Origin of the sequence: Paenarthrobacter sp. NyZ202, from assembly GCF_049860755.1 — a bacterium.
Taxonomy (GTDB): Bacteria; Actinomycetota; Actinomycetes; order Actinomycetales; family Micrococcaceae; genus Arthrobacter.
Genome location: NZ_CP187556.1, coordinates 4,291,287 through 4,317,551, shown reverse-complemented (window position 1 = coordinate 4,317,551; position 26,265 = coordinate 4,291,287). Strand labels below are relative to the sequence as shown.

Here is a 26,265-nt window from a genome sequence, read left to right as displayed (position 1 = left end):
TCTACGCCGCATCCGCATGCTTGGGGGTAACCAATGACGCTCTCCTCGGCCCGGGACACCACCGGCCACCCACAGCCTGGCCGACCGCAGTCTGGCAGGCCGCAGCGTGACCGGCCGCTGTCTGGCAGGCCGCAGCGTGACCGGCCGCTGTCCGGCAGGCCGCAGCCTGGCCGACCGCTGTCTGGCAGGCCGCAGCGTGACCGGCCGCAGGAGCGTGGTGCACTGGGTACCATCCTGGGTGCGTTCAGCGTGGTCGCGCTGGTGGGGGGATTGTCGCTGGCCCTCACCAAGCTGGCGGCCGCTTCGCCCGGTTGGGGTCCCGCTTACGACGGCTGGGCCGCAGCAGCCGCCGGCCAACCCCTCGCCGCCTTGCGTTGGTTCCTTGGCGACATGACCGAGCCGCTCTTCTTCAAATCGGAACTCGCGGCAATCGGCCTGCTGGCCGGGGCCGTCGTGGCATGGTGGTGCGGACGGCGACGCCGCGGACTCCGGAAAGGGCTCGAGGCCGGCAGCGACCACTGGGGCGGATTGAGCTACGGTACCGGCCTCTGGCCTTGGGTGCTGGCTTCGGGGATGCTGAGCCTGCTCTTGTCCAACCTTGCGTTCAGCAAAATGCTCGACGGCGGATGGCAGCCCACGTTTGTGCCCCTGGTTTGTGTGGCCCCCGCCATGGTCCTGATGTACGGACGCGGGTGGTTGACCTGCCTCACCGCGGCGGTCCTTGGGGTATTGACCACCACGCCCTTGGCCCTGCTGTTCATTCCCGCGGTCTCTGTTCCGCTCGGTCTTCCTGCCGTGGTCGCCAACGTCCTGGCCATGGCAGCGGGATCGGTGGTGGCGTTTGCGATCGCCCGCAGGCTGCCTTGGCTTGTCCTGCGGAAGCAGGACCCGGCACCGGAAGCCAGCCCACCGCCGTCGGGCACCAACCAGCTGCGCGCCGGCAACCAGCTGCGCGCCGGCAACCAGCTGCGCTCCGGCACCCAGCTGCCCTCCGGCAACCAAGTGCGCGCCGGCAACCAGTTGCGCGCCGACGCGAGCTGGGCGGCGCAGAGGGTCCTGAAGGACTTCACCGAGACACACTTCTACGCCAACGGAATCGCGGGATTGGGGTTGATCGCCGGGGTCTCGATCGCGTTCGTGCTGAATCCGGCGCTCCCGGCGTACGGCTCGGGACTGCTGCCGCACATCCTGTTCGCCCAGGCCCTCACCTCTGCGCTGGGCATCGTGCTCTGGCGCGGCTGGTACCGGGGCGGCGGGTGGGCGGCGACCTACGCGTCAGTCGTGTCGGTTGCCCCGGCAACAGTCCTCGCCTGCAATGGCTCGTGGCAGGGCATCGTCGGCGGGGCCGTGCTGGGGGCGGTACTCGCGCCACCTATTGCGCGCGTGGTGTCGGCACGCCTTCCTGAGGGATTCCACCCGGTGATCGGGAACACCGCTGCCATGGCCATCACGACGGCGGTCACCGTCCCGCTGCTCGGATTGTTGCCGTCCTGAGAGCCTCCGCACTTCGCCACTGGGTCTTGAGAATTTCCTGAGCAACAGTTGAGGGTTTGCAGGACCGGTTCTTGATGCTGCCCCGGCACAGTAATTCCTGTCAGCCGGACAGGCTGGATGAAACGGCCGGCCCGCAGTGGTGGCCTCTCGGAAGGACAGGATCCACATGGCCATCAGCCTGAAGACCACCAGCGGCAAGATCCTCGCGTCGGTCGCACTCGTAGGCACCGCGGCCGCCGTCGCCGGCATGGGCACCTACGGTGCCTTCACGTCGTCGACGTCGGCAAACCAGGCAGTCACGGCCGGCACCGTCACCATCGCGCTGGGATCCGGCACCTCCAACACGCTCAGCGTTCCGGTGGCCGGGCTGCTCCCCGGAGACAAGGTGGAAAAGCTGGTCACCCTGGGAAACACCGGCAACTCCGACCTCAACGCCATCACACTGACGACGTCGGCCGGCGCCACTGGCTCCCTCCTCACCACCGACGTAACGCACGGACTGCAGCTCACCATTGAAAACTGCAGCGTTCCCTGGACGGGCACCGCCGCACCCTACGCCTGCAACGGCAACAAGACCACCGTGATGGCCTCCGCTCCCGTGATCACCGCCAACAAGGTCCTGAACAACCTGACCTCACTGGCATCCTCCAAGACGGACAACCTGAAGGTCACCACCTCGTTCCCCGCCACTGCCCCCGATACCTTCCAAGGCGCCGCCAGCACCATCGCCTTCAGCTTCACCGGAACCCAGCGCACCGAAACCGTCAAGTAGCTGCACCACCACAGGCTCCGTCGGGCCTGGTCGGGCCTCCCCCCTGCCTGACCAGGTCCGCCGGTGAAACCGTGAATCCACCAATCGCGGATTTCCATCCGACTATCGCAGAACCTAAACACCGCAGAACCCGACCATCGCAGCCCCCGACCATCGCAGAACACCGCCATCACAAGAGGAAGGAACGCAGGACATTGAGCGCATTGACAAGCTTGGACCACCCCGGCCTCCGTGACAGGCGTTCCACCGGGGAATCAACTGGCGCTACCCCCAAGACCGCCGCTGTGAAGCAGTCCGCAGCGGCACCCAAAGCAGCCATGAAGCGGGGCGGTATCCACCGCATTGCAGGTGCAATCTTCAGGATCGTCGCCGCGTGCATGCTGGTAGTGGCGGCGCTGATGTTCGTGTTCCTCGCGATAGGTCCCAGGGTCCTCGGCTATCAGACGTCCACCATGCTGACCGGGTCCATGGCCCCGCTGATCAACCCCGGCGACGTTGTGGTCACCGTCCCCACCAGCATCAGCGATCTCCAGGTGGGAGACGTCATCACCTACCACATTCCCGTGGAGGACCAGCGGGTGGAAACCCATCGGATCACGGACATCACCCCTGCTGCAGACGGACAGGTGGCAGTGCAAACAAAGGGCGACGCGAACAACGGCGTCGACCCGTGGATCGCCACACTGCAGGGCGAAACCGTGGACAAACACGTGGCCACGATTCCCTACGTCGGTTCGGCCATTCGTGCACTGCGCGAGCCCGTCGTCCTGAATGCCCTCATGTACGGAGCGCCCGCTGTCCTGGTGGTCGGGATGCTTGCCTCCATATGGGGCACGAAGCCGGACGGGACGCCCGGGGCCAGCGCGGCGCGCAGGGCCAGCGAGATGCCCGGACCCAGCGGGACGCGCGGGACTACCCGGGACGGGACGCCTGGAACCACCGGTCGGGAGGTGAGCGGCGATGTCTGAATTCCCTTGCGATCATCCGGCCCCCGGCACCATGGGTCCTGCCGACAGCCCCGCCGAAACGCCTGTCTTCGAGGACCGTCGACTTCAACATCTGGCGGACGAGCTCGGTGATGCCCAACCAGTCCTGCGCCTGTGCTCCATGTACCTCTCGATGCTGCCCGGCCGCATCTCGAACATCTGCAGCGGGCTGGACGAAGGTGATGAAGAGGCAACCATGACCGCCGTCCTGAGCCTGAAGGTTTCATCAGCCATGGTGGGCGCGGTGGAAACCGAACATCAGTGCCGTGAGCTTGAGCTGATGATCAGGGCCCATCACCTGGACTTCGTGGCCAAGGCGCTGCCCGCACTCCAGAGCTACAGCGAGCGATGCGTAGCCGCCGGCCCGCAGTTGCTGGGCAGGGCGTGGGAAACCTTGGCACATGGAATTCCGCTGGTTCAGGGCCAAGCAGCAAACCCACGGCCGGCCGGGGGGATCTAGTCCCCCTGGCCGCCGTGGGCTCCAGTCGTCGTGCCGGCGGTTACCGTTCTCCCGCCGGCACGGCATCCATATCTGTCTTGATGTGGTGGGGCACCAACAGCAGTGCAGCCACCGCCAGGACCCCGGCCCCGGCGAAGACGTAGAACCCGGCGGGGTAGGCGATGTTCGCGGCAACCAAGGTGCCGGTCACCGCGGGACCCACAATGGCACCAAGCCTGCCCACGCCGGCGGCGAATCCGAGGGCGGTTCCCCGCAGCCTGGCCGGGAACAGCTGGCTCACCCAGGCGTAGACCAGCACCTGCGAACTGAACACGAAGATGCCCGTGACGAACACGGCGGCGTTGAGCAGCAGTTCATTTTGGATCTTGACGCTGAGGACCGCCAGGAACACCGCTGACAGGCCGAACCACATCAGAACGATCTTCTTGGTACCGTGCCGGTCGGCCAGGATACCGGCGAGGACCAGGCCCGCCACGGCCCCCAGGTTCAGGACAAGCAGCAGGGTCAGGCCCGTGCTGACGGTGTACCCGGCGGCGGCCATCAGCTGCGGCAACCAGGTGTTGAGTCCGTAGACGAGCAGCAGTCCCATGAAGGACGCTATACCGATGCCCACGGCAACCAACGGGTATGGCTTTTGAATCAGGTCGCGGAAGCCGGTCTTCGGCGCCGCTGTGGTGCCGTCTGAATGCCCGACGGCGGCACTCGCCTTGGGCTCCCGACCCGCCGCTGAAGGGGCTGCTTCCGTCAGGGACTCGGGGAGCTTGGCCCACAGGAACGGCAGGAGCACCAGCCCCGCCACGCCACCAATGATGAACATCAGCCGCCAGTTGGGAACGATGACGATGGCCAGGAGGGCGGTAGCGACAGCGCCCACGTGGTAGCCGGTCATGGTCCTGGTGGTGGACTTCCCTGCCGACCCTGCCGGCGCATAGTCGTTCATGTAGGCGAGGGCGGCGGGAAGGCATGCTCCCAGGCCGAGCCCGGCCAACATTCGCAGGACCGAAAAAACTGCGACGTTGGGTGCGAAGGCGATGGCGATCGTGAACAGGGAGAAACCGGCCACACATGCGATCAGCAGTTTGCGGCGGCCGAACTTGTCCGAAAGGGGTGCGATGAACAATGCCCCGAGGCCGACGCCGACCAAGGAGATGGTGGCTGCGAAGGTGGCACCTACAGCATCGAATCCCAGGTCGCCGGTCTTGATGAGCGTAGGGATGACAGTGCCCAGGACCACGAGGTCGAAGCCGTCAAGGACCATGGCCAGCCAGCAGAGCCAGACGGGCCATTGGGAGCGGCGGGAAGATGACATCGTTGGCATAGCGTCCTCGGTAAGTGTGATGAGCGGTTGACCCGCCAGAACGGCCGGTCAGTTATGAGAGTTCTATCACCCGGACTTGTTGCGCAGCACACGTTCTACCATTGAATGGAAGGCGCTCGCCTATCGTGAGTCAAGCGGGGTGCTGATCAAGGCACTGGCCGGACGTGGGTCCGCGTCACGAAGCTCGCGAGCGCGCAGGCAAGGAGGCAACGTGGCCAATTCGATATCGGGGGATTCGGTGGTGGACCGCGTGGTCAGGATACTTCAGGCGTTCCCGGAAGGCGTGACAACGCTGCAGCTGACCGAGCTGGCCGAACGATCCGGGCTGCCGTTGTCGTCTGCCCATAGGTTGGTGCGGCAACTTTCACATCATGGGTTGCTGGATCTGGGGGCAGGAGGCAGCGTCCGGCTGGGGCTCCGGCTATGGGAACTCGTCAACAGGAACTCGCCCACATTGGCCCTTCGCCAGGCGGCCATGCCGTTCATGGAGGACATCCAGCAGGTCCTGAACCAGAACGTGAACCTCGCTGTTCTTGAAGGATGGGAGGCGCTTTTCGTCGAACGCCTTTCCCGCCGCGGTTCGGTTGCGAACAGGGCGAAGATTGCCGGACGGATGCCGGTCCACATATCCTCGGCGGGGCTCGCGTTGATGTCCAACCAGCCCCGTGAACTGCAGGCGGAGTACCTCAAGCAGTTCCAGGATCCGACCGGAAAGGTGAGTGTCGACGTCGTACGTCACTTGCTTGCCGAAGCAGCCCAACAGGGGTACGCGCAGCTTGCGGGCGTGGTGGATCCTGACACTTGGGGGATTGCGGTGCCGGTGATGAACGGCAAGCGGAAAACCGTTGCTGCGCTTGGCGTGGTTGTTCCCTTGGCGGAAGTGCGGCTGCAGGCGCTGGTTCCGGCGCTTCAGACCGCTGCCCGTGGTATCGGACGGTTGCTGGCCGACTGAAGGATTCCGTTGAATGGAATCCCTGTAACGTCGGTCACGGCGTCTGGTCCACACTGATTCCAGACTCAGCCCGCTGCTTCGGCGGGGCGCAAAGAAGCGAGGAACTCATGGCCAGAACAACCATCACCACCCAGGTCGCCATCATGGGCGCAGGTCCGGCAGGCCTCATGCTGTCACACCTGCTGGCCAAACAGGGCATCGAATCCGTGGTCGTGGAAATCCGAAGCCGCCAGCAGATCAGCGAAACGGTGCGCGCAGGCATCCTCGAACACGGAACGGTCAACCTGCTGGTCGATTCCGGGGTGTCCGACCGTGTACTCCGGGAAGGAGACCGGCACGACGGTATCGAGCTTCGCTTCAACGGCGAAAGTCATCGCATCAATTTCAAGGAACTTGTGGGCGAGTCCGTGTGGCTCTACCCGCAGACCGACGTGTTCATGGACCTGGCCGCGCGGCGTGAGGCCGACGGCGGCGACGTCCGGTACAACGTCACGGACACCAGCGTGCATGATCTTGAAGGTAAGCCCAAGCTGTGGTTTACCGACGCAGACGGTCAGGAATTCGAGGTTCAGGCGGACTTCCTGGTCGGCGCCGACGGGTCCCGCAGCCACTGCCGGTTCCAGATCCCCGAAGCGAACCGGAAGTGGTACTTCCACGAGTATCCGTTCGCCTGGTTCGGTATTCTCGCCGAGGCGCCCCGTAGCGCCGACGAGCTTATCTACGCTAATTCCGCCGACGGGTTCGCACTGATCTCCCAGCGCACCGAAACGGTGCAGCGCATGTACTTCCAGTGCGACCCGAAGGAAAACGTCGACGACTGGGATGACGAACGCATCTGGTCGGAATTCCGCAAACGCGTGAACGGCAACGGGTTCGAGCTCAAGGAAGGGCCGGTCATCGAGAAGATGGTACTGCCGTTCCGCAGTTTCGTGCACACCCCGATGCGGCACGGCAACCTCTTCCTCGCCGGCGATGCCGCGCACACCGTGCCGCCTACCGGGGCCAAGGGGCTGAACCTTGCAGTCCACGACGTCAAGGTGCTGTTCGAAGGCCTGGAGTCCTACTATGCCAGCGGGTCCACGTTGCTCCTGGACACCTACAGTGACCGTGCCTTGGACCGCGTCTGGAAGGCCCAGCATTTTTCCTACTGGATGACGTCCATGTTGCACACCGTCCCTGGTGCCGATGATTTCGACCGTGCCCGCCAACTCGGTGAGTTGCACTCGGTGGTCACGTCTGAGCATGGCAAGGCATACCTCGCCGAGGCCTACACGGGCTGGCCGGGCTCTCGGTAGGTTCGGCGGTTGCTGGCCTGATGGTTGGCGACAAGTCCGGCGGCTGGTTTAGTCCCCCCCGGATCGTGTTGAGTCTGGTGGCTGTTCCCGGCCCGATGCTCTTCCTGGCCCGATGCTCTTCGTGTGGTGGCTACGACCGCAATGCTTTAGGCCGACTCGGGTTCGTGTCCTGATTTCGTGGCCCATTTGAGAGGCGCTCGACAGCAGCGGTCACCCTCTGGTGACCGCTGGCTGTCGGGCGCTTCTGTGTTGTCCTGGCGCGTCTGATTCATGCGTCTGTTTCATGCGTCTGTTTCAGAGAGCAGGTCTTAGGAGTCAATCTGGCCTGCCGCGTTCGGGCGGCGGTCCGCTGTTCGTGGTCGGGATCTCCTTCACCGGCACCTGCCGTGTGCGGTTTGTGGGTGTGTGGTTTGTAGGTGAGTCGTGGGTGGCGTGTTTTGTGTGGTGGTGGTTTCGGCGTGGGGTTTGTTGGGGGTCGATGTGTGGCGGTGGGGTAAACCATGGGGTGCCGTTCCGGGTGGTGATTTTCCATTGTTCTTTGTGGATGAGGTGGTGGTGGTGTGAGCAGAGAAGGGTGCCGTTGTTGGTGCTGGTGGGTCCGCCGTGTGACCAGTAGGTGATGTGGTGGGCTTCGCACCAGGGGGCGGGGATGGTGCAGTCGGGGAAGGCGCAGCCTTGATCACGGGCGGTGATGGCTTTGCGGATGTGGGGTGGGAAGATCCGGGTGGTACGGCCGATGTCGAGGATTTGTCCGTCGGTTCCGAGCAGGACGGGCAGGATGTCGGCGTCGCAGGCGATTTTGCGGATGGTGTTGGGGTGTAGTGGTCCGGTGAAGGTCGCGGTTCCGGTGGAGAGGTGTTTTTGGGTGGGCTTGGTGGTGGGGTGGAGCTGGTTGAAGAGTTCATGGGCGTCGATGGTGATGGTGAGTTGGGGTTTGAGGCCGCCGTTGGCTGGTAGACGGGTGGTTTTGAGGGCCAGTGCGCAGGCGGCGACGAGGCCGTCGAGGAGCTTTTGCGCCCGGGAGCGGCGGTCCAGTTCCGGGGCGGGCCCGGGCGTGGGGCTGGTGGGTTGCTTGTGGCTGGTGGGTGTTCGGTGGGGTGGGGTGCCGGGGTGGGCCAAGGATTTGTGCTCGATGACGGCCGCGGTGGCCGGGGCGGGTTTGCTGGCAGCGGGGTAGGTCTTTGCGACTGCTGAGGGGGTCGTGTCGGCGGTGGTGTCGGCGGCTGGATAGGTGCCGGTGCCTTGGGCGTTGAGGCAGGCGGGGCTGGGTGCGTTCGGTGTGGTGGTGCTGTTGTTTGGCGTGGTGCCGGGAGTTTCTGGGGTGGGGCCGGGTGCGTTCGGTGTGGTGGTGCTGTTGTTTGGCGTGGTGGGGGTTAGACGGGGGTTGGTGGCGGCGTTCATGGCTGTTGCGAGGGTTTCGTATTGTTCGGCGGTGGCGAAGATTTCGATGTGGTGTAGTCCGTGGCGGGGTTTGCGGATGAATGCGCCTTGGTGGTGGCGGAGGGCTTCTTCGGTGGGTTCGGGGCCGTCCTGATCGATGCGGTCGCTCCAGCGGCGGGCTATTTTGGCGACGAAGTCGGGGTCGGATTCTGTGGCGGTGGTGGTGAGGGCGTGTTCCATGGCGGCCAAGGTCTGGGGATGGGCGGCGTGCCGGACCTGGTCCAGGGCGGTGGTGATGATTGTTGCTGAGCGGGATGGTATTTGGGCGGTGGCCAGGGCATGGGCGAGCTCTTCGTGTCGGGCGGGGGTTGGCTGGCCGGTGATTGTTGTTCCGGGGAGGGTGTCGTGGGCCAAGGCAAGGCGGCGCCGGGCTTCGCGGATCTCGATCCGCAGCCGGGCGCGAAGGAATTCGGCGGTGTTGCGGTATCCGTCATCGAGTACGGACCTGTTCTGCCAAGCCAGCTCGGCCGAGGTGCTCCCTTCCCCGGCGGTGGTGCGTGCTTCTTTCGGGGCCGGGATGGTTCCGGTTTGGTCGGCAGGGTCCTGGCCTGGGGTGCCTGGGGTGTCGGGGGCGTTGCCGGTGTCGAGGGTGTTGTCGGTTTCGGTCCAACCGGTCCGCCATCCCGGCCCCGCACCCGCCCCCGCACCCGCGCCGGCGGTTTCGGCAGCGAAAGCGGTGGTGGTGTGTGGGGTGTGTTTGGCTGCCTCGCGGGTTCGTTCGACTGCTTGGGCTGCAACTATCTGGAGGTATCCAATGGTCCGGGCGAGGTCTTCGACCCGGCCGGCGAAGTCAGCGGCCTCTTGGACATCGAACAGCCGTGCCGCCGAACCGGCCGCGCTCCGCAGGGCTTCGAGGGCGGCGGCGCCCTCTTCCAACGCCTCCTCCACTTCGCCACCGGCGGGAGCGGGTGTGGGGACAGCAAGGGCGGATGTTCCTGCCCGAAGGGCCGCGACCTGTCCGTTGATTCCCATGAACCAACCCTCCCAACCCGCCGCCGCTATGTAACCACCCAACATCCCGTATGTGGAAAACCACCGCACCGGCGGAACGGACACCGCGAAACCCGGTGAAGGGATGTCCGGGAGGAGCACCGGCGGAACGGACACCGCGAAACCCGGTGAAGGGATGTCCGGGAGGAGCACCGGCGGAACGGACGCCGCGAAACCCGGTGAAGGGATGTCCGGGAGGAACGCCGGTGAACCCGTCGGGATGTGCGAGGGGAACGCCGGTGAACCCGTCGGGATATGTGAGAGGAATGCCGGTGAACCCGTTTGGATGTGCGAGCGGATCGCCGGAAAACCGTCGGGATATGTGAGCGGAACGCCGGTAAACCCGGTGGGACGTGAGAGGGAAACACAAACCCGATTTTTGCCTTCCCTCTTGCCAACTAAACACTAAGCATGCTTACAATATTACCAATCCGTGATGCAGAACGATCGATTCCACGATCCCACTCCGCTCCCGGATACTGAGACCGGTGAAGCAGGCCGCCGGACATGAAAAGCACCACACATCGAATTCCAAGGAGACGCCATGCTCGCCAGCACCACGGTTCCCGTGCAGCGCGAGGAGGTCCGTCTGGAGCGTGAGCCCATTACGGACGCCAACGCCGGTGATGCACGTTCGGGCCCGGACCTGACCGAGAGTGAGCACGAGGTGACCCTCCACGAGGAGCGTCCGGTGGTGGAAAAGGAAACCGTCCCGGTGGAGCGGGTCCGGTTGGAGAAGGACACGGTCACGGAGAACGTCCCCGTCAACGAGGAAGTCCGCAAGGAACGCATCGAAACGGACGGCACCGACGAGACCCGTCGGCTCTAGCCCCCACTAGCCCCCTCCAGGGCTGACGGAGTCCAAAGCCAAGGGGTGTCAGCCCCGGGATTTCCGCCACCGGTGGGGTCAATACCAGTAGGGTCAGCGCCCGACGGCGGGAGGTCGCCGTCGGGCGTTTGGCCCACCACCTGCTGCTACCGCAGCAAGGCCGCAGATCGGATGGCCATGAACAAGGAACAGGACACGGAGCAGGGCTCACCTACCACACAGCAGATGAGCACCGTGGGCCAGCGCCGCCGCGAGGCTGAGCGCAAACTCGACCAGCACCTGGAGGAGGCCCGGCACAAAGCGGAGTCCGCCCATCCTGACGAGCAGACGACCGAGCCGTAGGTCACCGACTGGTTTCCGGCCGCTTCTCCGGGGCCGGATGACTCGTGCCCGGGCCGCTCTGCATGGCGTTCTTGGGCAGTTGGCCGGATCCCCGTTCGGGATGCTTGGGCCGCTGCAATGGAGTGTCGCTGCCGTGGGCTTCGCCGTGGTGGAGTTGCAGTGCGCAGTGGATCAGCGGGAAGTGGCTGAAGGCCTGCGGTGTGTTGCCCAGTTGTCGTTGGGAGGCCGGATCCCATTCCTCGCTGAGCAGGCCGACGTCGTTGCGGAGTGACAGCAGGCGCTCGAACAGTGCGGTGGCTTGGTCCCCTCGGCCCAGTCCCAGCAAAGCATCCACCAGCCAGAACGAGCACGCCAGGAATACGCCTTCATGCCCGGTCAGTCCGTCGTGACCTGACTCTGTCCGGTACCTCAGCACGAGGCCATCTTCCGTGAGCCGCTCCTGGATGGCCTGCACGGTACCCGCAACCCTGGGATGGCGGTGCGGCAGGAAGCCGACGCGGGGAACCAGCAGCAAGCTGGCGTCGAGTTCCTTGCTGCCGTAGGACTGGACGAATGAGTTGAGTTCCTCGTTGAAACCGTTCCTCATCACATCAGCGTGAATCCCGCTCCGCAGTGCTGCCCAACGGTCGTCCGGTCCGGGCAAGCCAGAGGTCCTGACCGCCTTGACCATGCGGTCTGCCGCAACCCAGGCCATGACCTTGGAGTGCGTGAAGTGGCGGCGCGGTCCGCGCATTTCCCATAGTCCGTTATCGGGCTTGTCCCAGGCGCCTTCGAGGTACTCCATCAACGCGACCTGGATGTCCCACGAGGTATCCACGGTGCCCGGCGGTGACGCAGCCCGGGTCAGTGACAGCCCGTCCAGGACTTCACCCCACACGTCCAGCTGGAGTTGGGGTGCAGCGGCGTTGCCGGTGCGGACCGGCCGGGAGTTTTCGTAGCCGGACAGCCAGGGGATGTCCGCTTCCGGAAGCCGGCGGGAGCCGTCCAGGCCGTAGACGATCTGCAGCTCGGAGGGGTCGCCGGCGATGGCGCGGAGCAACCATTCGCGCCAAGCTGCGGCTTCTTCCGTGTATCCGGCCGCAAGGAGCGATTGCAGCGTCAGCGTGGCGTCACGGAGCCAGCAGAAGCGGTAATCCCAGTTCCGGGACCCGCCAAGTTGTTCGGGCAGGGAGGTTGTTGCCGCAGCCACGATCCCGCCGGTGGGAGCGTACGTCAGCGCCTTTAGCGTGATCAGCGACCGCTCCACGGGGTCCTTGTACTTGCCCTCCATCTCGCTCCTGGCGATCCATTCGCGCCAGAACGAATCGGTGGCGTCGAACGCCTTGAAGGGGTCGATGCGCCGCGGCTCGGGTTCGTGGCTCGGAGCCCAGCGAAGCACGAAGGGGATGCGGTCTCCCGCTCGCACGGTGAACTCGCTGACGGTGTGTTTGTTTTCTCCCCGCAAGGGGGCCGGTGTGGTGAGGTAGGCGGAGTCGGGTCCCGCCACTGCGCTGATGCCGTGTTTGCTGTGGCGGACCCAGGGCACCACCCGGCCGTAGTCGAAGCGAAGCACCACCTCGCCGCGCATGGCCACCTCGCCGGAGAGCCCTTCCACGATCCTCACAAGGTCCACGGCGTCGTCGCGGACGGGCATGAAGTCGGTGACGCGTACTGCGCCGCCGTCAACTTCCCATTCGGTTTCCAGGATGAGCGTGTCCGGCCGGTACCGGCGTCTGGTGCAGTTGCCCGGGGCACCGGCGGGTGCAATCAGCCAGCGGCCGGCTTCGCTTGTGTCCAGCAGTGCGGCGAAACATGCGGGGGAATCGAAACGCGGAAGGCACATCCAGTCGATGGACCCGTTACGGCCCACCAAAGCCGCGGTGTTCAGGTCCCCGATGATCGCGTAGTCCTCAATCCTGGGCAAGGCATCAGATCCTTCCGTCGGCGTCCTGGCTACGCCCGACGCTACTCCTTACGGGCACGGCCTGAAAGAACCGGCCCGACGTAAGGCGGACAATGCAAGGCACAAAGCTCTGGTGCCCCCACATTCTCCGTCAGTATGCTTACCATATCGGCAGTGTCCGGGTTCTTCCGTTCTCCGGACGCCGACCACGAGAGGAGCACGACCATGAGGATAGGTTCTTCCATAGCCCTGATCGCGATCGGTGCGATCCTGGCCTTCGCTCTTGCCCCGGGACTCATTCCCTTTGTTGATCAAGTTCTTATTGGCTACATCCTGATAGTGGCCGGAGTCATCGGCCTCATCGTTTCCATCATCCTGAGCACCCGGACCCGGCGTACGGACACGGTCGTGGAGCGCCGCGGCGCGCCGGACACGATCGTCGAACGCCGCACCGATATCTAACAGAAAATCAGCCAGGCACCCTGGCGACAAAGCGCACGACGGCGGGAGGTCGCCGTCGTGCGCTTTCTTGCGTTAAGCCGGGGTGCTGCGCGGCTGCCACTCAGGCAAGCGACAGCGAGAACGACAGGACGAATCCCGCTGCCGTGCTCAACGCCACCGCCGGGCCGCCGTGTTCGTAGGCTTCCGGCATCAGCGTGTCGGCCAGGGAGGCAATGACGGCGCCGGCGGCGAAAGCGAGCGGCAGGGAGATGGTCTGCGGATCCGCGGAAGACAATGGTCCTGCGCCCAGCATCACCGCGGCCACAAGGAGGACGGCGCAGACGGTCCACAGCAGCATGGTGGCGCCGGCGGTCTTGCCTTGGCTGCGCATGGAGGACGCGCCCACCAGGGCTTCGGGCAGGTTGGATACGAAGATCGCGGCCAGGAGGGCAAGGCCGCCGGAGCCTTCCTGCAGGGAGATGCCCAGGGCCACATTTTCCGGGACGCCGTCCAAGGTTACTGCCGCCAGCAGGGCCATGCCGGCGGCGCCGCGCGTCGAGGCGGAGGTAGCGCGCTTGTCGGAGGCGGCGGCGTCGGTGTCGAGCTTGGGGCTGCCTTGGATTTCGTCGGCAGGTTTGGTCTTGTTGCCCGCCTGCGCCCAGCGGTCCAGCAGCGCACTCAGGACGGTGAAAACCACGGCTCCGGCGGCGAGACCCAGCGCCGCCCTGAGGATGCCGCCCTGTTCGTAGGCATCTTCAAAGAGTTCAAAGGCAAGGGCCGTGATCAGGGAGCCGGCAGCGAAGGACAAGAGGATGGCGAGAAGCCGCTTGGGCAGTTCGAACCGCACGCCGACCAGGGCGCCGATCACCAGGGCGCTGGAGGCAATCAATCCAAACCACAATGCTGCCATCACACGGCCAGTATAGAAGTAAGGAGCCTGATCTTTACATGTCCCTGGGACGCGGGTTCCCGGCGTAGGCTGCTGCCATGGAGAAGTCGTTCGACATTGAACTTGTCAACCAGGATGAATACGTGGTCCGCTGGGCGTCGGAGGGGCAGACCGGGGAATCGGTCTTCCGGGTCACCTCTGATTTCCTGGGGGAGTCCGGGCTGGAGGGCCATGACGGGCAACGGATCGTCGAGGAAACGTCCCACTACCTGGCTGAGCGGCAGCCCGTCATCGACTTTCCCCAAACGGTGGACCTTGAAGAGATCGCGGCGGCGTACCCGGACTTCGTGCAGGCACTGAAGACAGCGTTGGAAAAGCGCTAGGCCCGTTACTGCGGCTGATCGAGCCCGGCGTTGGTCAGTACCGGGTTGGTCAGTACTGCAGGTGGACCTCGAACTCCCCGGGGTCCCTGCCGGTCAGCTGCGACAACGCGTTGACGACGGCCGTTTCAGCATCTTCCAGGCGTGCCGCGTGCACCACCAGGCCAGGGTATTGGGCTACTTGGAGTTCGAACCAGCAGTCGGCCGCCAGTGACACCACCGCTGTCACCGTGGTGACAGCGCCCGTGGGTGGCTCCTTGTCCCCGGCGGAATCGGCCCCGGCGGAATCGGCCTCTGGGGATCCGGCCTCGCGGGATCCAGCTCCAGGGGATCCAGACCCGGGGGATCCAGCTCCCGGGGATCCGGCCAAGCTGGATCCAGACCTGGGGGATCCGGCCAAGCTGGATCCAGACCTGGGGGATCCGGCCAAGCTGGATCCGGTCAAGCGGGATTGGCGGGCGGCGGCGAGAGGCATGCTGACCTCCAAGGCATGGAGCGTTGGGGCCAACTTCTTGACTGCGTCGAGCATACGCAAAGTGGCATGGCCCATGTCAATAACCTGGGTGCTGTGGCGAGCCTGGGCCACCCGCGGCGGCCTGCCGCACAGGGTTACCCGCTGCGTCCAGGCTGGGCCACCCGCCCGGCGAGCCTGGGCCACCCGCCCGGCGAGCCTGGGCCACCCGCCCGGCGAGCCTGGCCCACCCGCGGCGGCCAGCCGCCCAGGGTTACCCGCCGCGGCCAGCCACCTTCGCTGGCCTGTCCGTTGAGGAAGTCAGGCGTCCACAGGGGACGTCAGAAGCTCGCCGTTGAAGTATTCCAGGCGCCATCCATCGTCCACATGGTGGTGCGCCAGATTCAGCACGGCATTCTGCACACTGTCCAAGGTCCGTCCGATCGCTTTGCTGAGGGCCAGCCTGATCAGGGTCCCGTGTGCCACCACCAGCACACGCTGTCCGGGGAACTCCCTGGCCAGTTCGTGGAGTGCTGCGATGCCGCGGTTGGCAGCGTCTTCGTCGCTCTCGCCGCCGCGGAATCCGCCGTCGATACGGAGGGCTTCCAGTTCCGGCCCTGCCTGCAGCCCCTCTGCTTCCCCGAAGCTCCGTTCGGTCAACGCGGGTACCCGCCGCGCTACCTTCAGCCCAAGGCCTTCGGCGATGAGGTCGGCTGTCTCTGCGGCCCGGCTCAACGGCGAGGAAACGATCGTGTCCCATTCATAGCCGGAAAGGATGCCCACGGCATCCCGGGCCTGTCCGCGGCCAATCTCGTTGAGCGGAATGTCCGTGGCGCCCTGCAGCCGTCGCTCTGCGTTCCAGTCAGTCTGGCCGTGGCGGACGAGGGCGAAGGTGGTAAGGGTCATGATGTCCATTCTGCCCTGACTGCCGGCAACAACCTGAACCCATGGCTTGTGTGACCCGGGAAGCCTATAGTGAAAGAGTCAGAGCTGATGCAGTCCGGCAACGATTACTAATCCCGAGGTTGCCATGATTCGCCACGATCTGCCCCAATTCATCCATGAGTCCCTGGTGTATGAGGAAGACACCACTGAAGGCCTGGATTTCGACACCCTGTACGGCCTCTACATCAGTTGGTGCCACCTGCAAGGAAGCACTCCCGTGTCCGAGCGTGCCCTTGGCGCCGCGCTCAGGAAGCAGCGGTTCCACCGTGTCCGCCACTCCAGGAACCAGTCCTACGCCGGTCTGCACATGGTAGGCCCGGCTGCGCGCGACTACGTTATGCACTGCGACACGTGCTGGTCCGCCGAGTCACTGGATGACCTGCAGGACGTCACGGAGGACCGCGGGCTCCTGCTCCGATAATCCCTCCACGGAAGAATGCAACTTGTCCTGCGCAGAAGTGGAGCATCGGTGCTTTGTGTGCTGGGATGAAGCACGGGGAACTTCTTTCCTGCGCAGGCCAACAATCACGGAGTGGAGCAGTCATGGATACTGAACTGCCGCTGCCTGGCGAACTGGCTGCGGTTTTTGCCTGGGCGAACGGCATGCTCCTCAGCGAGGAAACAGTCGACGCCGCACTGAACCTCATCACCGAAGCCGCCGTACTGGCTGCTGACGATGCCTCCGGCGCGGGTGTTTCCCTGATCGAGCCGGACGGCTACCGCAGCAGCACTGCTTCCACCAACGATCTCGTGGCGCAAGCCGACGCCCTGCAGTATGAGATGGGCCAGGGTCCATGCCTGACGGCGTGGGCCGCCGGACGGCCCGTCATTGTGGAGGATGTCCGGCTGGACAGCCGATGGCCCGAACGGGGTGCTGCCGCTTTCGACCTTGGCCTGCGCTCCTGCATCAGTGTTCCGCTGGTCTCCGGCGGCCTGGCCTTCGGTGCCATCAAGATCTACTGGGAGAACCCCCAACTCGCGTCGCCGCGTCTGGTCCGCCTCCTGGAGACCCTGGCTGCACAGGCGGCCATCTTCCTGGTCAACATCCAGACCCGGGACAGGGTTTCCTCGATGAGCGAGCAGCTTAAAGCAGCCTTGCTGCAGCGCAATGTGGTCGGTACTGCCAAGGGAATCATCATGGCCAGCCATGGCCTCGATGAAGGTGAAGCCATCTTGCATCTCATTACAAGGTCCACCAGGGAGGGCCGGACGTTGCGGGACATCGCACAGGAAGTCATTGATGGCCTGTCTGGACATGACTCCTGACCGGGGGTGAATCGATGGCCGTCCCTGGAGACGAGGACGAACAGCGCGGAACGTTCAGGGCTGCCTTCGAGGCGGCAGGAATCAAGATCGACCATGTGTGGATGCAGTATTTCAGCATCGGCGGGATGTCGCGCCTGGTTGAAGTCCAGGCCTATGTCTACGGCGCCCTCACCCTTCCGCCGCTGGAGCGTGATCTGCTGGCGCACGCGTTGAACGAGTCGCTGGACGCCCTGGGGGTGGACGGCCGGAGGGCCAGTTACAGCCGTGAAGTCTTTAAGGACAGCGGCGACGATCCGCACCTGGAGTGACTCTCTCCGCCACGGAAATCGGACCCCTGTCGGGCCGATACGTGTCCTACTAGCATGGGTTCCGTGGAAACGGGTGAGCAGAACGAGGACTTCCAAAGACTCCACCAGCTCGTGTCGGGGACCGATGACATTAAGGGCTTTCTGGACGGCACTACCCGCTATGCGGCTGTCACCTTGAGCCGTGCCACGGGCTCGCGGATCGAATGCGCCGTGACGCTTCATCGCCGCAAGCGCGCCATCACCATCGCGGGCAGCAGCGATGACGCGATACTCCTGGACGGGATTGAGCAGGCCATCGGGGAGGGCCCCTGTTTGGAGGCACTTCGAATTAACTCAGCTGTGCTTCTGAACGATATCGAGGATGACAGCCGCTGGCCGCGTTACGTCAAGAACCTGCGCGCTGCCGGAGCGCGGAGCGTCCTGGGCATTCCCCTCCAGTTGGGGGAGGACGCCTCTGCCGCCCTGAACTTCTTTGCCTTGGGACCCGGCCTCTTCACGGATAAGGCCGTGGAGGAAGCCAGGGTCTTTGGTGACATGGCAGGACAGGCGCTGCGCCTTGCCCTCCGCATCGCGGCAGCGGATTTGCTGGCCCAGGACCTCAGGGCAGCCATGGAGCGCCGTACGGCCATCGACCTGGCGTGCGGCATCATCATGTCCCAGAACTCGTGCACGCAGGAGGCCGCCTTCGGCTACCTGCTGAAAGCCTCGCAGCACCGGAACCAAAAGCTCCACGACATCGCCGCGGAAATCATCACCGGGCGGATCGACGGCTCGGTAGCCACCAACTTTGAGGACTGAACGTACGACGGCGGCAGGTCGCCGTCGTACGTTTTCCTGCGGTGGGTGCCGCCCGCGGCGGAGTTGACGGGCCAAGGTGACCACCCAGTAACATTCAGCAGCCCCACATTGCCTTCCCCGGCGAGTAGTAAGTATCCTGATGACTTATCTGGTGATCCGGATGATGCTGTTTTGACGCAGGGATGCTCAAGTCGCAGCGGTTGGCCCCCAATCCAGCCGCGCGGCAACGTGAAAGTTTGATCGACGGCGTTACCTGGAAGCAAAGAACAGTGGTTGGGTTCAGGAGCACCCGGGTAAGCCTGAAGGGCGTGACAATTCGTGGGCGACAATCAACAGACCGTGGACCTCAACGGCCCCGGCTGCAGTGACGGCGACACCATCGGTGACCGTTACCGGCTGGGACCCGTCCTGGGGCGGGGAGCGATGTCCACCGTTTACCGGGCGCAGGATCTGCTGCTCGGCAGGGACGTGGCCATCAAGCTCTTCTTGTCTGGTTCCGGCGACGAATCCTTCCGAACGCGGCAGGAAACGGAAATGCGGCTCCTGGCCGCTTTCGACCACCCGGGGCTCGTAGCGGCTTTCGACGCAGGCGTCGATACCCGCAACGATGAAGAGCGGGCCTACCTGGTGATGGAGTTGGCCGAGGGTCGTGACCTCCGGGCCGTGTTGTCCGAAGGGCCACTGACAGTGCCCGAAACCACCCGCATCGGCGTGAAGCTTGCCGGCGCGTTGGCGCAGGTCCATGGGCATGGGGTGATCCACCGAGACATCAAACCCGCCAACATCCTGGTCTCGGAGGAATCCGGTGAGGCCCAGTCCGTGAAGCTGGCGGACTTCGGCGTGGCCCTGGTGATGGACGACAACCGCCTTACAGCCACGGGCTTCACTGTGGGCACGGCCCAATACCTCAGTCCGGAGCAGGCCCAAGGGCTGCACCTGACTCCGGCCAGCGACATCTACTCCCTGGGCCTGGTGCTCCTGGAATGCATCACCGGCAGGGCTGAATACCCGGGCACTCCGGTTGAAACCGCGTCGGCCCGGCTGCACAGGGCACCCGAGGTTCCTGAGGGCCTGCCCGGTGGACTCACGGCCCTGCTCCGCGCCATGACGGATATGGACCCTGGCCTGCGCCCCGCCGCGGGGGACGTCGAAGAGATGCTGGCCAATGGCGGCAGTTACGCAACCTCCGGCACCGCGATCCTTCCTGCCTTCGAGGCGGTGCCGGGTGGCTCGGCTGTCGCCTTCGAGACGCTGCCTGGTGGTTCGGCGGGGCGGGTGCATGCCGAACCCGTCCACGCTTCGCATCCTCCGCAGACCCGCAGGGCACGCCGGCGCAGGCCTGACAGGCAGACCGGAACCCTGGCCGTCCTTGGTGCGGTGGGAAAGCGCCACCCCAGGGTGGTGGGCGGAGTTGCCGCTGCGGCTGTGACCATCCCGGTGGCACTGGCCCTCCTGAGCCAGGGAGTCGTCGCTTCCGGAACGCCCGACCAGTCCACGGAGCCCGCCGGATCCGACGTCTCGATCGCCGAGCCCCTCCATAACGTCCCCGCGGCCCCCGACCCTGTGCCGTCCGCCGAGGTTGTTCCTGCTGCGGAGGTTGCCAGCATCCCGGAACCCGCGTCGGTTCCCGTCCAGGTCCCGGCGCAGCAGGTTCAGGTGCCTGTCCAGGAGGCCGTGCCGGGCGGCACCGGAGGAAAACCCGCAGCCGTGAAGAGTGGAGGCAAGAGCGAGACGAAGCCCGGTGGCGGAAAACCTGAAGGCGCCAAGGGCGGCGGCCGCGACTGACCTGCGAGGTATAGTCGCAGGATCTGCAGGGGAAAATCCTAAGGAGCCTGATCTTGAGGCAATCTTGAGGTTTTTTTCCGGAATTCTTGAGCCGCGGCTGACACCTTAAAGGTGTCTCGCATCAGCCGAAGGCATGCTGGGTGGTCTGTTTGGCAGTAGGCAGGCCACCCACACTTTTGTCTCCTGCCCGGGATAGCCGCCCCGCGGGTGGCGTTCAGAAGACCCGCAGAAGCTAGCTCCCGGCCGGGAAACTGATTGCCACAGTGGTTCCACCGCCCGGGGTTTCCCGGAGCATCAGTTCGCCGCCGTGTGCTTTCGCGATGCTGCTGCACGTGGCCAGTCCCAAGCCGCTGCCCGGCCCGTCTCCCGGACGGCGCAGGCGTACCAGGGGCTCCAGGACCTTGGCACGATCCTCCGGGTCGATCCCCTTCCCGTTGTCGGCCACGTAGATCGTTGCTCCGTGATAGTTCGAGACACCACTGACCCGGATCCGCAGGTCCCGCTCCGGACTGCGGTAATTCATGGCATTGGTCAGCAGGTTCTGGAGGAGGGTCCGCAATTGGCCGCGGTCTGCATGGAGGAACACATCATCCACTTCGACGAGCCCGTCCTCCTCGATGCCCAGGTCACGGATGACGTCGTCCGTTGCTTCCTTGAGCGACACCCGCACCGGGTGGATACCCCCGCCCACCCGCGAGTAGCTGAGGACATCTTCCAACATGGCCAGCATGCGGCGTCCTGAAGCCCCAATGCGTTCCAGGTACTTGGCAGGCGTACTCCCCGGTTGGATATCGGGATCGTCCTCCACCATTTCCACATAGCCAAGGATGGTGGTCAGCGGGATGCGGAGATCATGGCTGACCCGGCCGGCGAATCCCGCGAGCTTGGCATTGCTGTCCTTGAGCTCGGCATAGGTCCGGTCCAGCTGGACCGTGCGGTGCTGCAGTTCCAGGAGCTCAACAACCTGCTTGGCCAGGATCTCAAGCATGCTGACCTGCTGGGGCAACAGCTCCTGCGGCTTGTCAGAGAAAACGCACAGGGTGCCGGGGACGAATCCCGAGTCGGTCTGCAGCGGCACTGAGGCGTAGAAGCGCACCTTGCCGATGTCGCCCGTCACAAAGGGGTTGTCGGCAAAGCGCGGGTCCTGGGAGGCATCGGGAACCACCGTCTTTTCACGGGACAGGAAAACCTTGGCGCACATGGAGTCGTCGCGTGAGCACACCCCGGGATCAACTCCCCAGGCGCCGATCTGGTGCTGGTACTCCGCGCTGATGATGTTGACGACGCCAAAAGGCGCGCCACAGAGTTCGGTGGCCAGCCGTACCAGGTTTTGGAGGGCACTGAGGACGGCGGAATTGGGAAGAAGGTTGGATTCAAGCGACGGGTCCAGCCCGTATTCGCGCAGTTCCAGGTCGCGGCTGACATCGTCCGCGAAAGTTAGTTGCCCTCTTGCACCCGACATGTGAGTAAAGTCCCCCCCAGCTTCATAAGGATTCCCTGCCGATGATACCCGCCGGCAGCCGATGTCTCTGGTTAGGTGAGCAGGATCCGAGAAGCGCCGCAGGACGGCTGGTCCTAGGCTGAAGACCACATCGGATTCCCACCAAAGGAGCACCATGCCATACACCGTCAATTTCCAGGAGGTCTCCACCGTTGGCCTGGAGTCTTCGCCAGTGGCCGGGGCCTTGGCCGGACTGCGGGCCAACGAGGCCCGCTACTTCAAGAACAAGTACGACCACGAGTTCACGGTGGTACCTGCAGAGGAGGCTCCGGAGATCGTCGACTACGTGAACAGGGTGCTCAAGGAGCGGGACCTTGTCATGGAATCCCGCCCCCTGGAAGTTACGTCCTTCGACGTGGAGGGCACCCGTTGGACCTACGTGTTCTACGAATCCGGCTTGTCGATCAATGTCCTGTACGGACTCGAGCCCGGCAGCAAGCGTGCCGTGGGGTTCAAGCTCTCCCAGGGCATGGAGGTCCCGGCAGAACTGGCCGGAACCTTCAAGTTTGCCCGTCAAAAGTCCAAGCTGGCCGGGGAAATCCGCGGCTCATTCTTCGTGATCAAAGGTGAGTACAACTAGTCCGCTCTTGGCAGCAGGCAGGGGCTGCCCGTCACTGCTGCCGTTGGGGGTTGTCCGCACCGCGTGCAAAGCCGGGCGTGGTCCGGAGCGCATTGACTGCCCTGTCCGCGATGATCTGCGCATCGGTGCCGGAATCCAGGATTGTGTTCCTTACCGATCCGGGATCAACGAGGACTGTTGTCACGTCCAGGCCATCGGTGGTCCGGGTGGTCAACAGGGCGTCCACCTGCGCTTCGAAGCAGGACTCACTCGATGTGGCATGGACATCTTTCGCCACCACGTGGTTGGTGGAGACCATGTTGCCGGCTCCGTCCGTGAGCCTGATGATGACGGGAGTCGCCCCCGGCGGCCGGGTGCTGTCCGCGTCGATGACCAACGAGAAGTGGTTGGCGAGGACTGAGTTGTCGCTGCCGTGGACGGTGAGCAACCCGTGGGTGTCGTCCAGGCCGTTGTCGATGCCGAAGAAGGGTGTCCACGGCTCGTGGTCCCGCAGGAAATGGTTGGTGGCCACGAGGTTTTCGGAGCTGTTGGCCGCCAGGACCACCATCCCGGGGTAGAACGAGTGCAGGCGGTTGTTGGTCACGCTGGACCGGGTGACGCCGGAAAGATGGACGCTGTCGGCACCCCGGGGAAAGACGTTGTTGGCAGTGACCAGGAGCCCGCCGTGGTTCTCCGCGTAGATGGAGTGGCCCTTGAAACCTGCTCCGATCAGGTTGTCGGTGATCTTGGAGGCCTGCCCCCAGCTGCGCAGTTCGATGCAGTTTCCACATTCGGCAATGAAGTTGTCGTGGATGGAGAGCGCATCGGCTTTGTGGATGGTCAGCGCGTGTTCCAGGTAGATGAATCCCATGCCGTTGATGCGGAAGGAATCGTTGGCACTGGCAACATGGATACCGGTTTTGCCGTTGACATAGGTGTTCTCCGGCGGCAAGGAAGAGCCGTCTGCGCTGAAGTGCAGGCCGTCGATGCAGAAATTGGTGAATTCGACGGAGCTGATCCGCGGGCTGCCGCTCCGTTCGACGTAAAAGGCGGCTCCCTGGGCTTCCGCCGCTCCGTCGCCGGCGGGAAGGTCCACCAGGATCCTGCTGCCCCCGGGCCACAGCTCGTGCAGATCAGGCCATTCCTCGCCCGGGACGTTGAACCGGATGCTCGATGACGTGAAACCATGGCCCGCGCCTTGGATGGTGAGGAAGCTGATGTCAATCAGCACCTGTGTCTTCAGGCGATAGTCGCCGGGCGGAAGATGGATCACCGCCCCCGGCTTGCCGCCGTCGTTGACGTCCGTAGCGTTTTGCCGTTGCTTGATGTCGGCGATGATGCTGTTGATGACGTGGCCAACGTCCTCGAAGGGGTTGCCCACGGGCCACGTGGTGACGTCGTAGTAGTTGCTGCCGGACATGGTGTGGATTCCCTCTGGGTAACGGGCCTGGAAAGCGGGGCTCAGGCTGTGGGCTTGGTGTGTCATGGTAGTCCCCTCCTTTAAGTAAGCGTCCAAACGGTGAGTTTGAGCAGCGTTGCCGGGCCTCCACCGACCGTGAGCCAGTTCTCCACGCTGTGGGCGTCCGGGAAAACAAGGTCGGTCAGGACCACCCTGCCGTCCTGGGCAAAGACTTCCACTGAGCACTGGTCTGCAACGATCAGCAGCTTGAGCACACCACGGTCCAGTGCGACGGGCGCTGACTCAACGGACGGGAACTTGGGGTGGAAACCGGTGTTGCCCGACTGCCGGCGGTCCAGGGTGAGCCTCGATGTCGCTGTGTCATAGCGCAGGACCGTGCCCTGCGTCTGATCGGTGCTGCCGAAGAGCAGGAATTCGGCGCCTTCAGCTCCGGCGAGGTGCATGGATGCCTCGATCGCGTAGGCACTGCCCGGTTCGACGTCCGGCAACCTGAGTGATGAGTCCCGCAGCTCAAAGGGGCCCGGGTCCATGAGCTGCCCCGCGCCGGACTGTGCGGGAAGGACAGGCTGCTGGACCAACCGCGCCGAGCCATCGACGGTGATAAGCCGAAGTTCCCGGGGCAACGTCATGGACGAACGCCACGGCGATGTGGGCAGCTCGTTCGCGTAGTCCCAGTTGTTCATCCAGCCCATGATGATCCGCCGGGTGTCCGGGACATTGCTGAAGGAGACCGAGGCGTAGCAGTCCCGCCCCCAGTCCAGCCACAAGCTCCGCTGCAGCGCGTCCGCCCGTGCGGCAGGGTCGGCAATGGCTGAAACTCCGGAAGGCGCCGCAAGGGAAGCTGCGTCCGGAACGAAGCTGGCGCCGTCGAAATGGCCCACGAAGTACTGGCCGCCGGATCCACCCGCCACTGCGCCGGGGTTCACGTTGACGATCAGCACCCACGTGATGCGGTCCGGATTACCGTCCACGGGAAGGGGAAACAGGTCAGGGCACTCCCACTCACCGGCGTCCGCATTGGCGGGGCCAAAGTCGCTGAGGAAATCCCAGGTTTTAAGGTCGTCTGAACGGTAGAGGACCACCTTCTGCTGCTGGGCCTCGACGGCGACCATCACCCAGTACGCACCAAGCCCACCCTGGTACCGGAACACCTTGGGATCGCGGAAATGCGCTGAATTCCGGGCCAAAACGGGATTCCCTGGGTATTTTTCCCACGTCATGCCGCCGTCGGTGCTGTAGGCCAGGGACTGGGCCTGCGTTCCGTGGTGCGCCGACGCCTCCTTAAAAGCGCTCGTGTACACGGCAACCAGCGGAGGCGTCTCCGAAGAGCCAAAGCCGGACGTATTGCCGTGGTCCACCACCACGCTGCCGGAGAAAATGTCCTCGGTGTCGTCACCGGCGATCGCCACAGGGTGTTCCGTCCAATGCAGCAGGTCGCGGGACGTGGCGTGCCCCCAGGACATGTTGCCCCAAACGCTGCCGTAGGGGTTGTTCTGGAAGAAGAGGTGGTACTCACCATCGTGGAAAACCAGGCCGTTGGGGTCATTCAGCCATGTGTCCCTTGCCGTGAAGTGGATGGCGGGCCGGAATCTGGCGGTGGCCTCCGGGGTGGTTTCCGTGCCCGGGACTGTTTCCGGGCGTGCGGCATCAAGGCTGCTGGACATGGGGGCGTTCCTTTGGGGACGTTGAGGTTGGTAATGGGGCGTTAGCGAGGTGCTGCAACGGAATCGCGGCGGACCAGGGGACAGCCCAGGATGGTCGGGTGGAGCGTCAGGAGGGACAGGTCTGTCTTTCCCTCGATGGCGTCAATCAGGTGCTCGGTGGCCCAGGCACCCATCTCGTAGTGGGGGAGGGCCACAGTGGTGAGGCCCGGGAAGAGGTTGGCGGCGATCAGTTCCTGGTCATCGAAGCCGACCACCGACAGATCCGCCGGAATGGACAGTCCCAGTTCTGCGGCGGCACGGTAGGCGCCCATCGCCATGCGGTCGTTGTAGCAGAACAATGCCGTAGGCCGGTCCTCGCGGGACAGGATCCGGCGGGCTGCTTCATAGCCGCCCTGCACCTCGGAGACCTCCGACTCCACAGGTGCGCCGCCGCCGTCGAGCCCTGCTTCGGTGAGCATGGCCCGGAAAGCCTGGAGGCGCTCGCGGGTGGCCGGAACGTCGTCGGTGTTGTTGATGAAGCCCACCTTGGTGTGGCCCGCCTCCAGCAAAGCGCCCACGGCGGCACGCGCACCTCCCGCCTCATCGGGGATCACGGCCGTGATGTTCCCTCCCGTGGCCACCGAGTCCACCAGGACGGACGGTACGCTGCCAAGGTTCGATGGCAGGTCCACATTCCGGTGATACATGGTGGCGTAGAGGATGCCGTCCACCCGCCGCTCCAGTAACGCCTGCACATCAGCTTGCCGGGATTCGAGGCTGGCCGAGCCCGGCGTGTTGATGATCATGAGGTTGTAACCCCGGGCCTTGGCAGCCTCGTCCGCGCCGAGAATGATCCGGCCTGCGTGGGGCGTGGTGGCGATTTCTTCGCTGACCAGCCCCAGCATGCCGGTCCTTTGGGTTCGCAGTGCCTGAGCAAGGCGGTTGGGTCCGTAGCCGAGCTGCTCGGCCGCGGACCGGACCTTGTCCCTGGTTTCGGGGCTGACCCGGGCATAGGAGACCTCGTTGAGGACGTGCGAGACAGTCGTGACGGAGACACCGGCGGCGACGGCCACGTCCTTGATACCGATGTTCTTGTTGCTCATCTTCTCTGCCACGTCC

At 64.6% G+C, this 26,265-nt stretch carries 25 protein-coding genes and 1 pseudogene; 16 read left to right on the top strand and 10 right to left on the bottom strand.

The annotated features are described in order from the left end of the window. The first annotated feature begins 33 nt into the window (after positions 1-33). The 4 genes from ACPFL9_RS19995 (at position 34) to ACPFL9_RS19980 (ending at position 3,712) form a co-directional block, all read left to right on the top strand. Positions 34-1,494, top strand: a complete 1,461-nt coding sequence (locus ACPFL9_RS19995) for a hypothetical protein (RefSeq protein WP_426004778.1) — start codon at positions 34-36, stop codon at positions 1,492-1,494. A gap of 166 nt (positions 1,495-1,660) precedes the next feature. Continuing rightward, on the top strand, positions 1,661-2,266 hold the full coding sequence (locus ACPFL9_RS19990; RefSeq protein ID WP_426004777.1) for a TasA family protein: 606 nt from the start codon (positions 1,661-1,663) through the stop codon (positions 2,264-2,266). A gap of 194 nt (positions 2,267-2,460) precedes the next feature. Next, positions 2,461-3,234 (top strand): signal peptidase I, encoded by a 774-nt coding sequence (locus tag ACPFL9_RS19985; RefSeq protein WP_426004775.1) that lies wholly within the window; start codon positions 2,461-2,463, stop codon positions 3,232-3,234. Next, positions 3,227-3,712 carry an Hpt domain-containing protein gene (locus ACPFL9_RS19980; RefSeq protein WP_426004774.1) on the top strand — a complete coding sequence of 162 codons (486 nt, stop codon included), beginning with the start codon at positions 3,227-3,229 and terminating at the stop codon, positions 3,710-3,712. Before ACPFL9_RS19985 ends, ACPFL9_RS19980 begins: the two co-directional genes overlap by 8 nt. 40 nt (positions 3,713-3,752) lie before the next feature. On the opposite strand, the gene ACPFL9_RS19975 is transcribed toward ACPFL9_RS19980, so the two are convergent. Further along, positions 3,753-5,030, bottom strand: a complete 1,278-nt coding sequence (locus ACPFL9_RS19975) for an MFS transporter (protein WP_426004773.1) — start codon at positions 5,028-5,030, stop codon at positions 3,753-3,755. Positions 5,031-5,241: 211 nt separating this feature from the next. Here ACPFL9_RS19975 and ACPFL9_RS19970 point away from each other — a divergent pair, with 211 nt between their 5' ends. Then, positions 5,242-5,982 carry an IclR family transcriptional regulator gene (locus ACPFL9_RS19970; protein WP_426004771.1) on the top strand — a complete coding sequence of 247 codons (741 nt, stop codon included), beginning with the start codon at positions 5,242-5,244 and terminating at the stop codon, positions 5,980-5,982. 107 nt (positions 5,983-6,089) lie between these two features. After that, a complete protein-coding gene (locus tag ACPFL9_RS19965; RefSeq protein WP_426004769.1) occupies positions 6,090-7,277 on the top strand; it encodes a 4-hydroxybenzoate 3-monooxygenase in 1,188 nt (395 codons plus the stop codon). A gap of 315 nt (positions 7,278-7,592) precedes the next feature. Here ACPFL9_RS19965 and ACPFL9_RS19960 read toward each other — a convergent pair whose 3' ends face one another. After that, positions 7,593-9,689 (bottom strand): DUF222 domain-containing protein, encoded by a 2,097-nt coding sequence (locus tag ACPFL9_RS19960; RefSeq protein WP_426004768.1) that lies wholly within the window; start codon positions 9,687-9,689, stop codon positions 7,593-7,595. 571 nt (positions 9,690-10,260) lie between these two features. On the opposite strand from ACPFL9_RS19960, the pseudogene ACPFL9_RS19955 reads away from it, so the two are divergent. After that, a pseudogene (locus tag ACPFL9_RS19955) lies at positions 10,261-10,536 on the top strand (YsnF/AvaK domain-containing protein); the annotation flags it as partial. A 177-nt stretch (positions 10,537-10,713) separates the two neighbouring features. Next, on the top strand, positions 10,714-10,878 hold the full coding sequence (locus ACPFL9_RS19950) for a hypothetical protein (RefSeq protein WP_426004767.1): 165 nt from the start codon (positions 10,714-10,716) through the stop codon (positions 10,876-10,878). A gap of 1 nt (position 10,879) precedes the next feature. Here ACPFL9_RS19950 and ACPFL9_RS19945 read toward each other — a convergent pair whose 3' ends face one another. After that, positions 10,880-12,781: a glycoside hydrolase family 15 protein gene (locus tag ACPFL9_RS19945; protein ID WP_426004766.1), complete on the bottom strand. Its 1,902-nt coding sequence runs from the start codon at positions 12,779-12,781 to the stop codon at positions 10,880-10,882. Positions 12,782-12,985: 204 nt separating this feature from the next. Here ACPFL9_RS19945 and ACPFL9_RS19940 point away from each other — a divergent pair, with 204 nt between their 5' ends. Continuing rightward, positions 12,986-13,222 carry a DUF6458 family protein gene (locus ACPFL9_RS19940; RefSeq protein ID WP_426004765.1) on the top strand — a complete coding sequence of 79 codons (237 nt, stop codon included), beginning with the start codon at positions 12,986-12,988 and terminating at the stop codon, positions 13,220-13,222. A 100-nt stretch (positions 13,223-13,322) separates the two neighbouring features. Here ACPFL9_RS19940 and ACPFL9_RS19935 read toward each other — a convergent pair whose 3' ends face one another. Beyond that, a complete protein-coding gene (locus tag ACPFL9_RS19935) occupies positions 13,323-14,111 on the bottom strand; it encodes a ZIP family metal transporter (RefSeq protein ID WP_426007621.1) in 789 nt (262 codons plus the stop codon). Positions 14,112-14,188: 77 nt separating this feature from the next. On the opposite strand from ACPFL9_RS19935, the gene ACPFL9_RS19930 reads away from it, so the two are divergent. Beyond that, positions 14,189-14,473, top strand: coding sequence for a hypothetical protein (locus ACPFL9_RS19930; protein ID WP_426004763.1), 285 nt, complete (start codon positions 14,189-14,191; stop codon positions 14,471-14,473). Positions 14,474-14,522: 49 nt separating this feature from the next. Here ACPFL9_RS19930 and ACPFL9_RS19925 read toward each other — a convergent pair whose 3' ends face one another. Then, positions 14,523-14,840, bottom strand: a complete 318-nt coding sequence (locus ACPFL9_RS19925; protein ID WP_426004761.1) for a hypothetical protein — start codon at positions 14,838-14,840, stop codon at positions 14,523-14,525. Between the two features lie 402 nt (positions 14,841-15,242). After that, complete coding sequence (locus ACPFL9_RS19920) at positions 15,243-15,836, bottom strand: histidine phosphatase family protein (RefSeq protein WP_426004760.1); 594 nt, start codon at positions 15,834-15,836, stop codon at positions 15,243-15,245. Positions 15,837-15,951: 115 nt separating this feature from the next. Here ACPFL9_RS19920 and ACPFL9_RS19915 point away from each other — a divergent pair, with 115 nt between their 5' ends. The 5 genes from ACPFL9_RS19915 to ACPFL9_RS19895 all read left to right on the top strand — a co-directional run bounded on the left by ACPFL9_RS19915 (position 15,952) and on the right by ACPFL9_RS19895 (position 20,023). After that, positions 15,952-16,287, top strand: coding sequence for a hypothetical protein (locus ACPFL9_RS19915; RefSeq protein ID WP_426004759.1), 336 nt, complete (start codon positions 15,952-15,954; stop codon positions 16,285-16,287). Between the two features lie 122 nt (positions 16,288-16,409). Beyond that, positions 16,410-17,132 (top strand): GAF and ANTAR domain-containing protein, encoded by a 723-nt coding sequence (locus tag ACPFL9_RS19910; RefSeq protein ID WP_426004757.1) that lies wholly within the window; start codon positions 16,410-16,412, stop codon positions 17,130-17,132. A gap of 14 nt (positions 17,133-17,146) precedes the next feature. Further along, the gene (locus tag ACPFL9_RS19905; RefSeq protein ID WP_426004756.1) at positions 17,147-17,440 is read left to right on the top strand and encodes a hypothetical protein; all 294 of its coding nucleotides are present in this window, start codon (positions 17,147-17,149) and stop codon (positions 17,438-17,440) included. 54 nt (positions 17,441-17,494) lie between these two features. After that, entirely contained in the window at positions 17,495-18,238 is a 744-nt protein-coding gene (locus tag ACPFL9_RS19900; RefSeq protein ID WP_426004755.1) for a GAF and ANTAR domain-containing protein, read from the top strand. Between the two features lie 318 nt (positions 18,239-18,556). After that, positions 18,557-20,023 carry a serine/threonine-protein kinase gene (locus ACPFL9_RS19895; protein ID WP_426004754.1) on the top strand — a complete coding sequence of 489 codons (1,467 nt, stop codon included), beginning with the start codon at positions 18,557-18,559 and terminating at the stop codon, positions 20,021-20,023. Between the two features lie 232 nt (positions 20,024-20,255). Here the strand turns inward: ACPFL9_RS19895 and ACPFL9_RS19890 are convergent, their stop codons facing one another. Next, complete coding sequence (locus ACPFL9_RS19890) at positions 20,256-21,485, bottom strand: GAF domain-containing sensor histidine kinase (protein ID WP_426004753.1); 1,230 nt, start codon at positions 21,483-21,485, stop codon at positions 20,256-20,258. Between the two features lie 154 nt (positions 21,486-21,639). Between ACPFL9_RS19890 and ACPFL9_RS19885 the strand changes: the two genes are divergently transcribed. Further along, positions 21,640-22,104, top strand: a complete 465-nt coding sequence (locus ACPFL9_RS19885) for a phage tail protein (RefSeq protein WP_426004752.1) — start codon at positions 21,640-21,642, stop codon at positions 22,102-22,104. 31 nt (positions 22,105-22,135) lie between these two features. On the opposite strand, the gene ACPFL9_RS19880 is transcribed toward ACPFL9_RS19885, so the two are convergent. The 3 genes from ACPFL9_RS19880 to ACPFL9_RS19870 all read right to left on the bottom strand — a co-directional run bounded on the left by ACPFL9_RS19880 (position 22,136) and on the right by ACPFL9_RS19870 (position 26,249). Further along, on the bottom strand, positions 22,136-23,503 hold the full coding sequence (locus ACPFL9_RS19880) for a NosD domain-containing protein (protein ID WP_426007620.1): 1,368 nt from the start codon (positions 23,501-23,503) through the stop codon (positions 22,136-22,138). Between the two features lie 80 nt (positions 23,504-23,583). Then, complete coding sequence (locus ACPFL9_RS19875; protein ID WP_426004750.1) at positions 23,584-25,167, bottom strand: glycoside hydrolase family 32 protein; 1,584 nt, start codon at positions 25,165-25,167, stop codon at positions 23,584-23,586. A gap of 41 nt (positions 25,168-25,208) precedes the next feature. Further along, positions 25,209-26,249, bottom strand: coding sequence for a LacI family DNA-binding transcriptional regulator (locus tag ACPFL9_RS19870; RefSeq protein ID WP_426007619.1), 1,041 nt, complete (start codon positions 26,247-26,249; stop codon positions 25,209-25,211). Positions 26,250-26,265 lie beyond the last annotated feature (16 nt).

Excerpts from the sequence above, each read along its gene's own strand:
- ACPFL9_RS19995 (WP_426004778.1), top strand. The coding sequence starts at position 34 with ATGACGCTCTCCTCGGCCCGGGACACCACCGGCCACCCACAGCCTGGC.
- ACPFL9_RS19990 (WP_426004777.1), top strand. The coding sequence starts at position 1,661 with ATGGCCATCAGCCTGAAGACCACCAGCGGCAAGATCCTCGCGTCGGTC.
- ACPFL9_RS19980 (WP_426004774.1), top strand. The coding sequence starts at position 3,227 with ATGTCTGAATTCCCTTGCGATCATCCGGCCCCCGGCACCATGGGTCCT.
- ACPFL9_RS19975 (WP_426004773.1), bottom strand. The coding sequence starts at position 5,030 with ATGCCAACGATGTCATCTTCCCGCCGCTCCCAATGGCCCGTCTGGCTC.
- ACPFL9_RS19965 (WP_426004769.1), top strand. The coding sequence starts at position 6,090 with ATGGCCAGAACAACCATCACCACCCAGGTCGCCATCATGGGCGCAGGT.
- ACPFL9_RS19960 (WP_426004768.1), bottom strand. The coding sequence starts at position 9,689 with ATGGGAATCAACGGACAGGTCGCGGCCCTTCGGGCAGGAACATCCGCC.
- ACPFL9_RS19950 (WP_426004767.1), top strand. The coding sequence starts at position 10,714 with ATGAACAAGGAACAGGACACGGAGCAGGGCTCACCTACCACACAGCAG.
- ACPFL9_RS19940 (WP_426004765.1), top strand. The coding sequence starts at position 12,986 with ATGAGGATAGGTTCTTCCATAGCCCTGATCGCGATCGGTGCGATCCTG.
- ACPFL9_RS19935 (WP_426007621.1), bottom strand. The coding sequence starts at position 14,111 with ATGGCAGCATTGTGGTTTGGATTGATTGCCTCCAGCGCCCTGGTGATC.
- ACPFL9_RS19930 (WP_426004763.1), top strand. The coding sequence starts at position 14,189 with ATGGAGAAGTCGTTCGACATTGAACTTGTCAACCAGGATGAATACGTG.
- ACPFL9_RS19920 (WP_426004760.1), bottom strand. The coding sequence starts at position 15,836 with ATGGACATCATGACCCTTACCACCTTCGCCCTCGTCCGCCACGGCCAG.
- ACPFL9_RS19915 (WP_426004759.1), top strand. The coding sequence starts at position 15,952 with ATGATTCGCCACGATCTGCCCCAATTCATCCATGAGTCCCTGGTGTAT.
- ACPFL9_RS19910 (WP_426004757.1), top strand. The coding sequence starts at position 16,410 with ATGGATACTGAACTGCCGCTGCCTGGCGAACTGGCTGCGGTTTTTGCC.
- ACPFL9_RS19905 (WP_426004756.1), top strand. The coding sequence starts at position 17,147 with ATGGCCGTCCCTGGAGACGAGGACGAACAGCGCGGAACGTTCAGGGCT.
- ACPFL9_RS19900 (WP_426004755.1), top strand. The coding sequence starts at position 17,495 with ATGGGTTCCGTGGAAACGGGTGAGCAGAACGAGGACTTCCAAAGACTC.
- ACPFL9_RS19890 (WP_426004753.1), bottom strand. The coding sequence starts at position 21,485 with ATGTCGGGTGCAAGAGGGCAACTAACTTTCGCGGACGATGTCAGCCGC.
- ACPFL9_RS19885 (WP_426004752.1), top strand. The coding sequence starts at position 21,640 with ATGCCATACACCGTCAATTTCCAGGAGGTCTCCACCGTTGGCCTGGAG.
- ACPFL9_RS19880 (WP_426007620.1), bottom strand. The coding sequence starts at position 23,503 with ATGTCCGGCAGCAACTACTACGACGTCACCACGTGGCCCGTGGGCAAC.
- ACPFL9_RS19875 (WP_426004750.1), bottom strand. The coding sequence starts at position 25,167 with ATGTCCAGCAGCCTTGATGCCGCACGCCCGGAAACAGTCCCGGGCACG.
- ACPFL9_RS19870 (WP_426007619.1), bottom strand. The coding sequence starts at position 26,249 with ATGAGCAACAAGAACATCGGTATCAAGGACGTGGCCGTCGCCGCCGGT.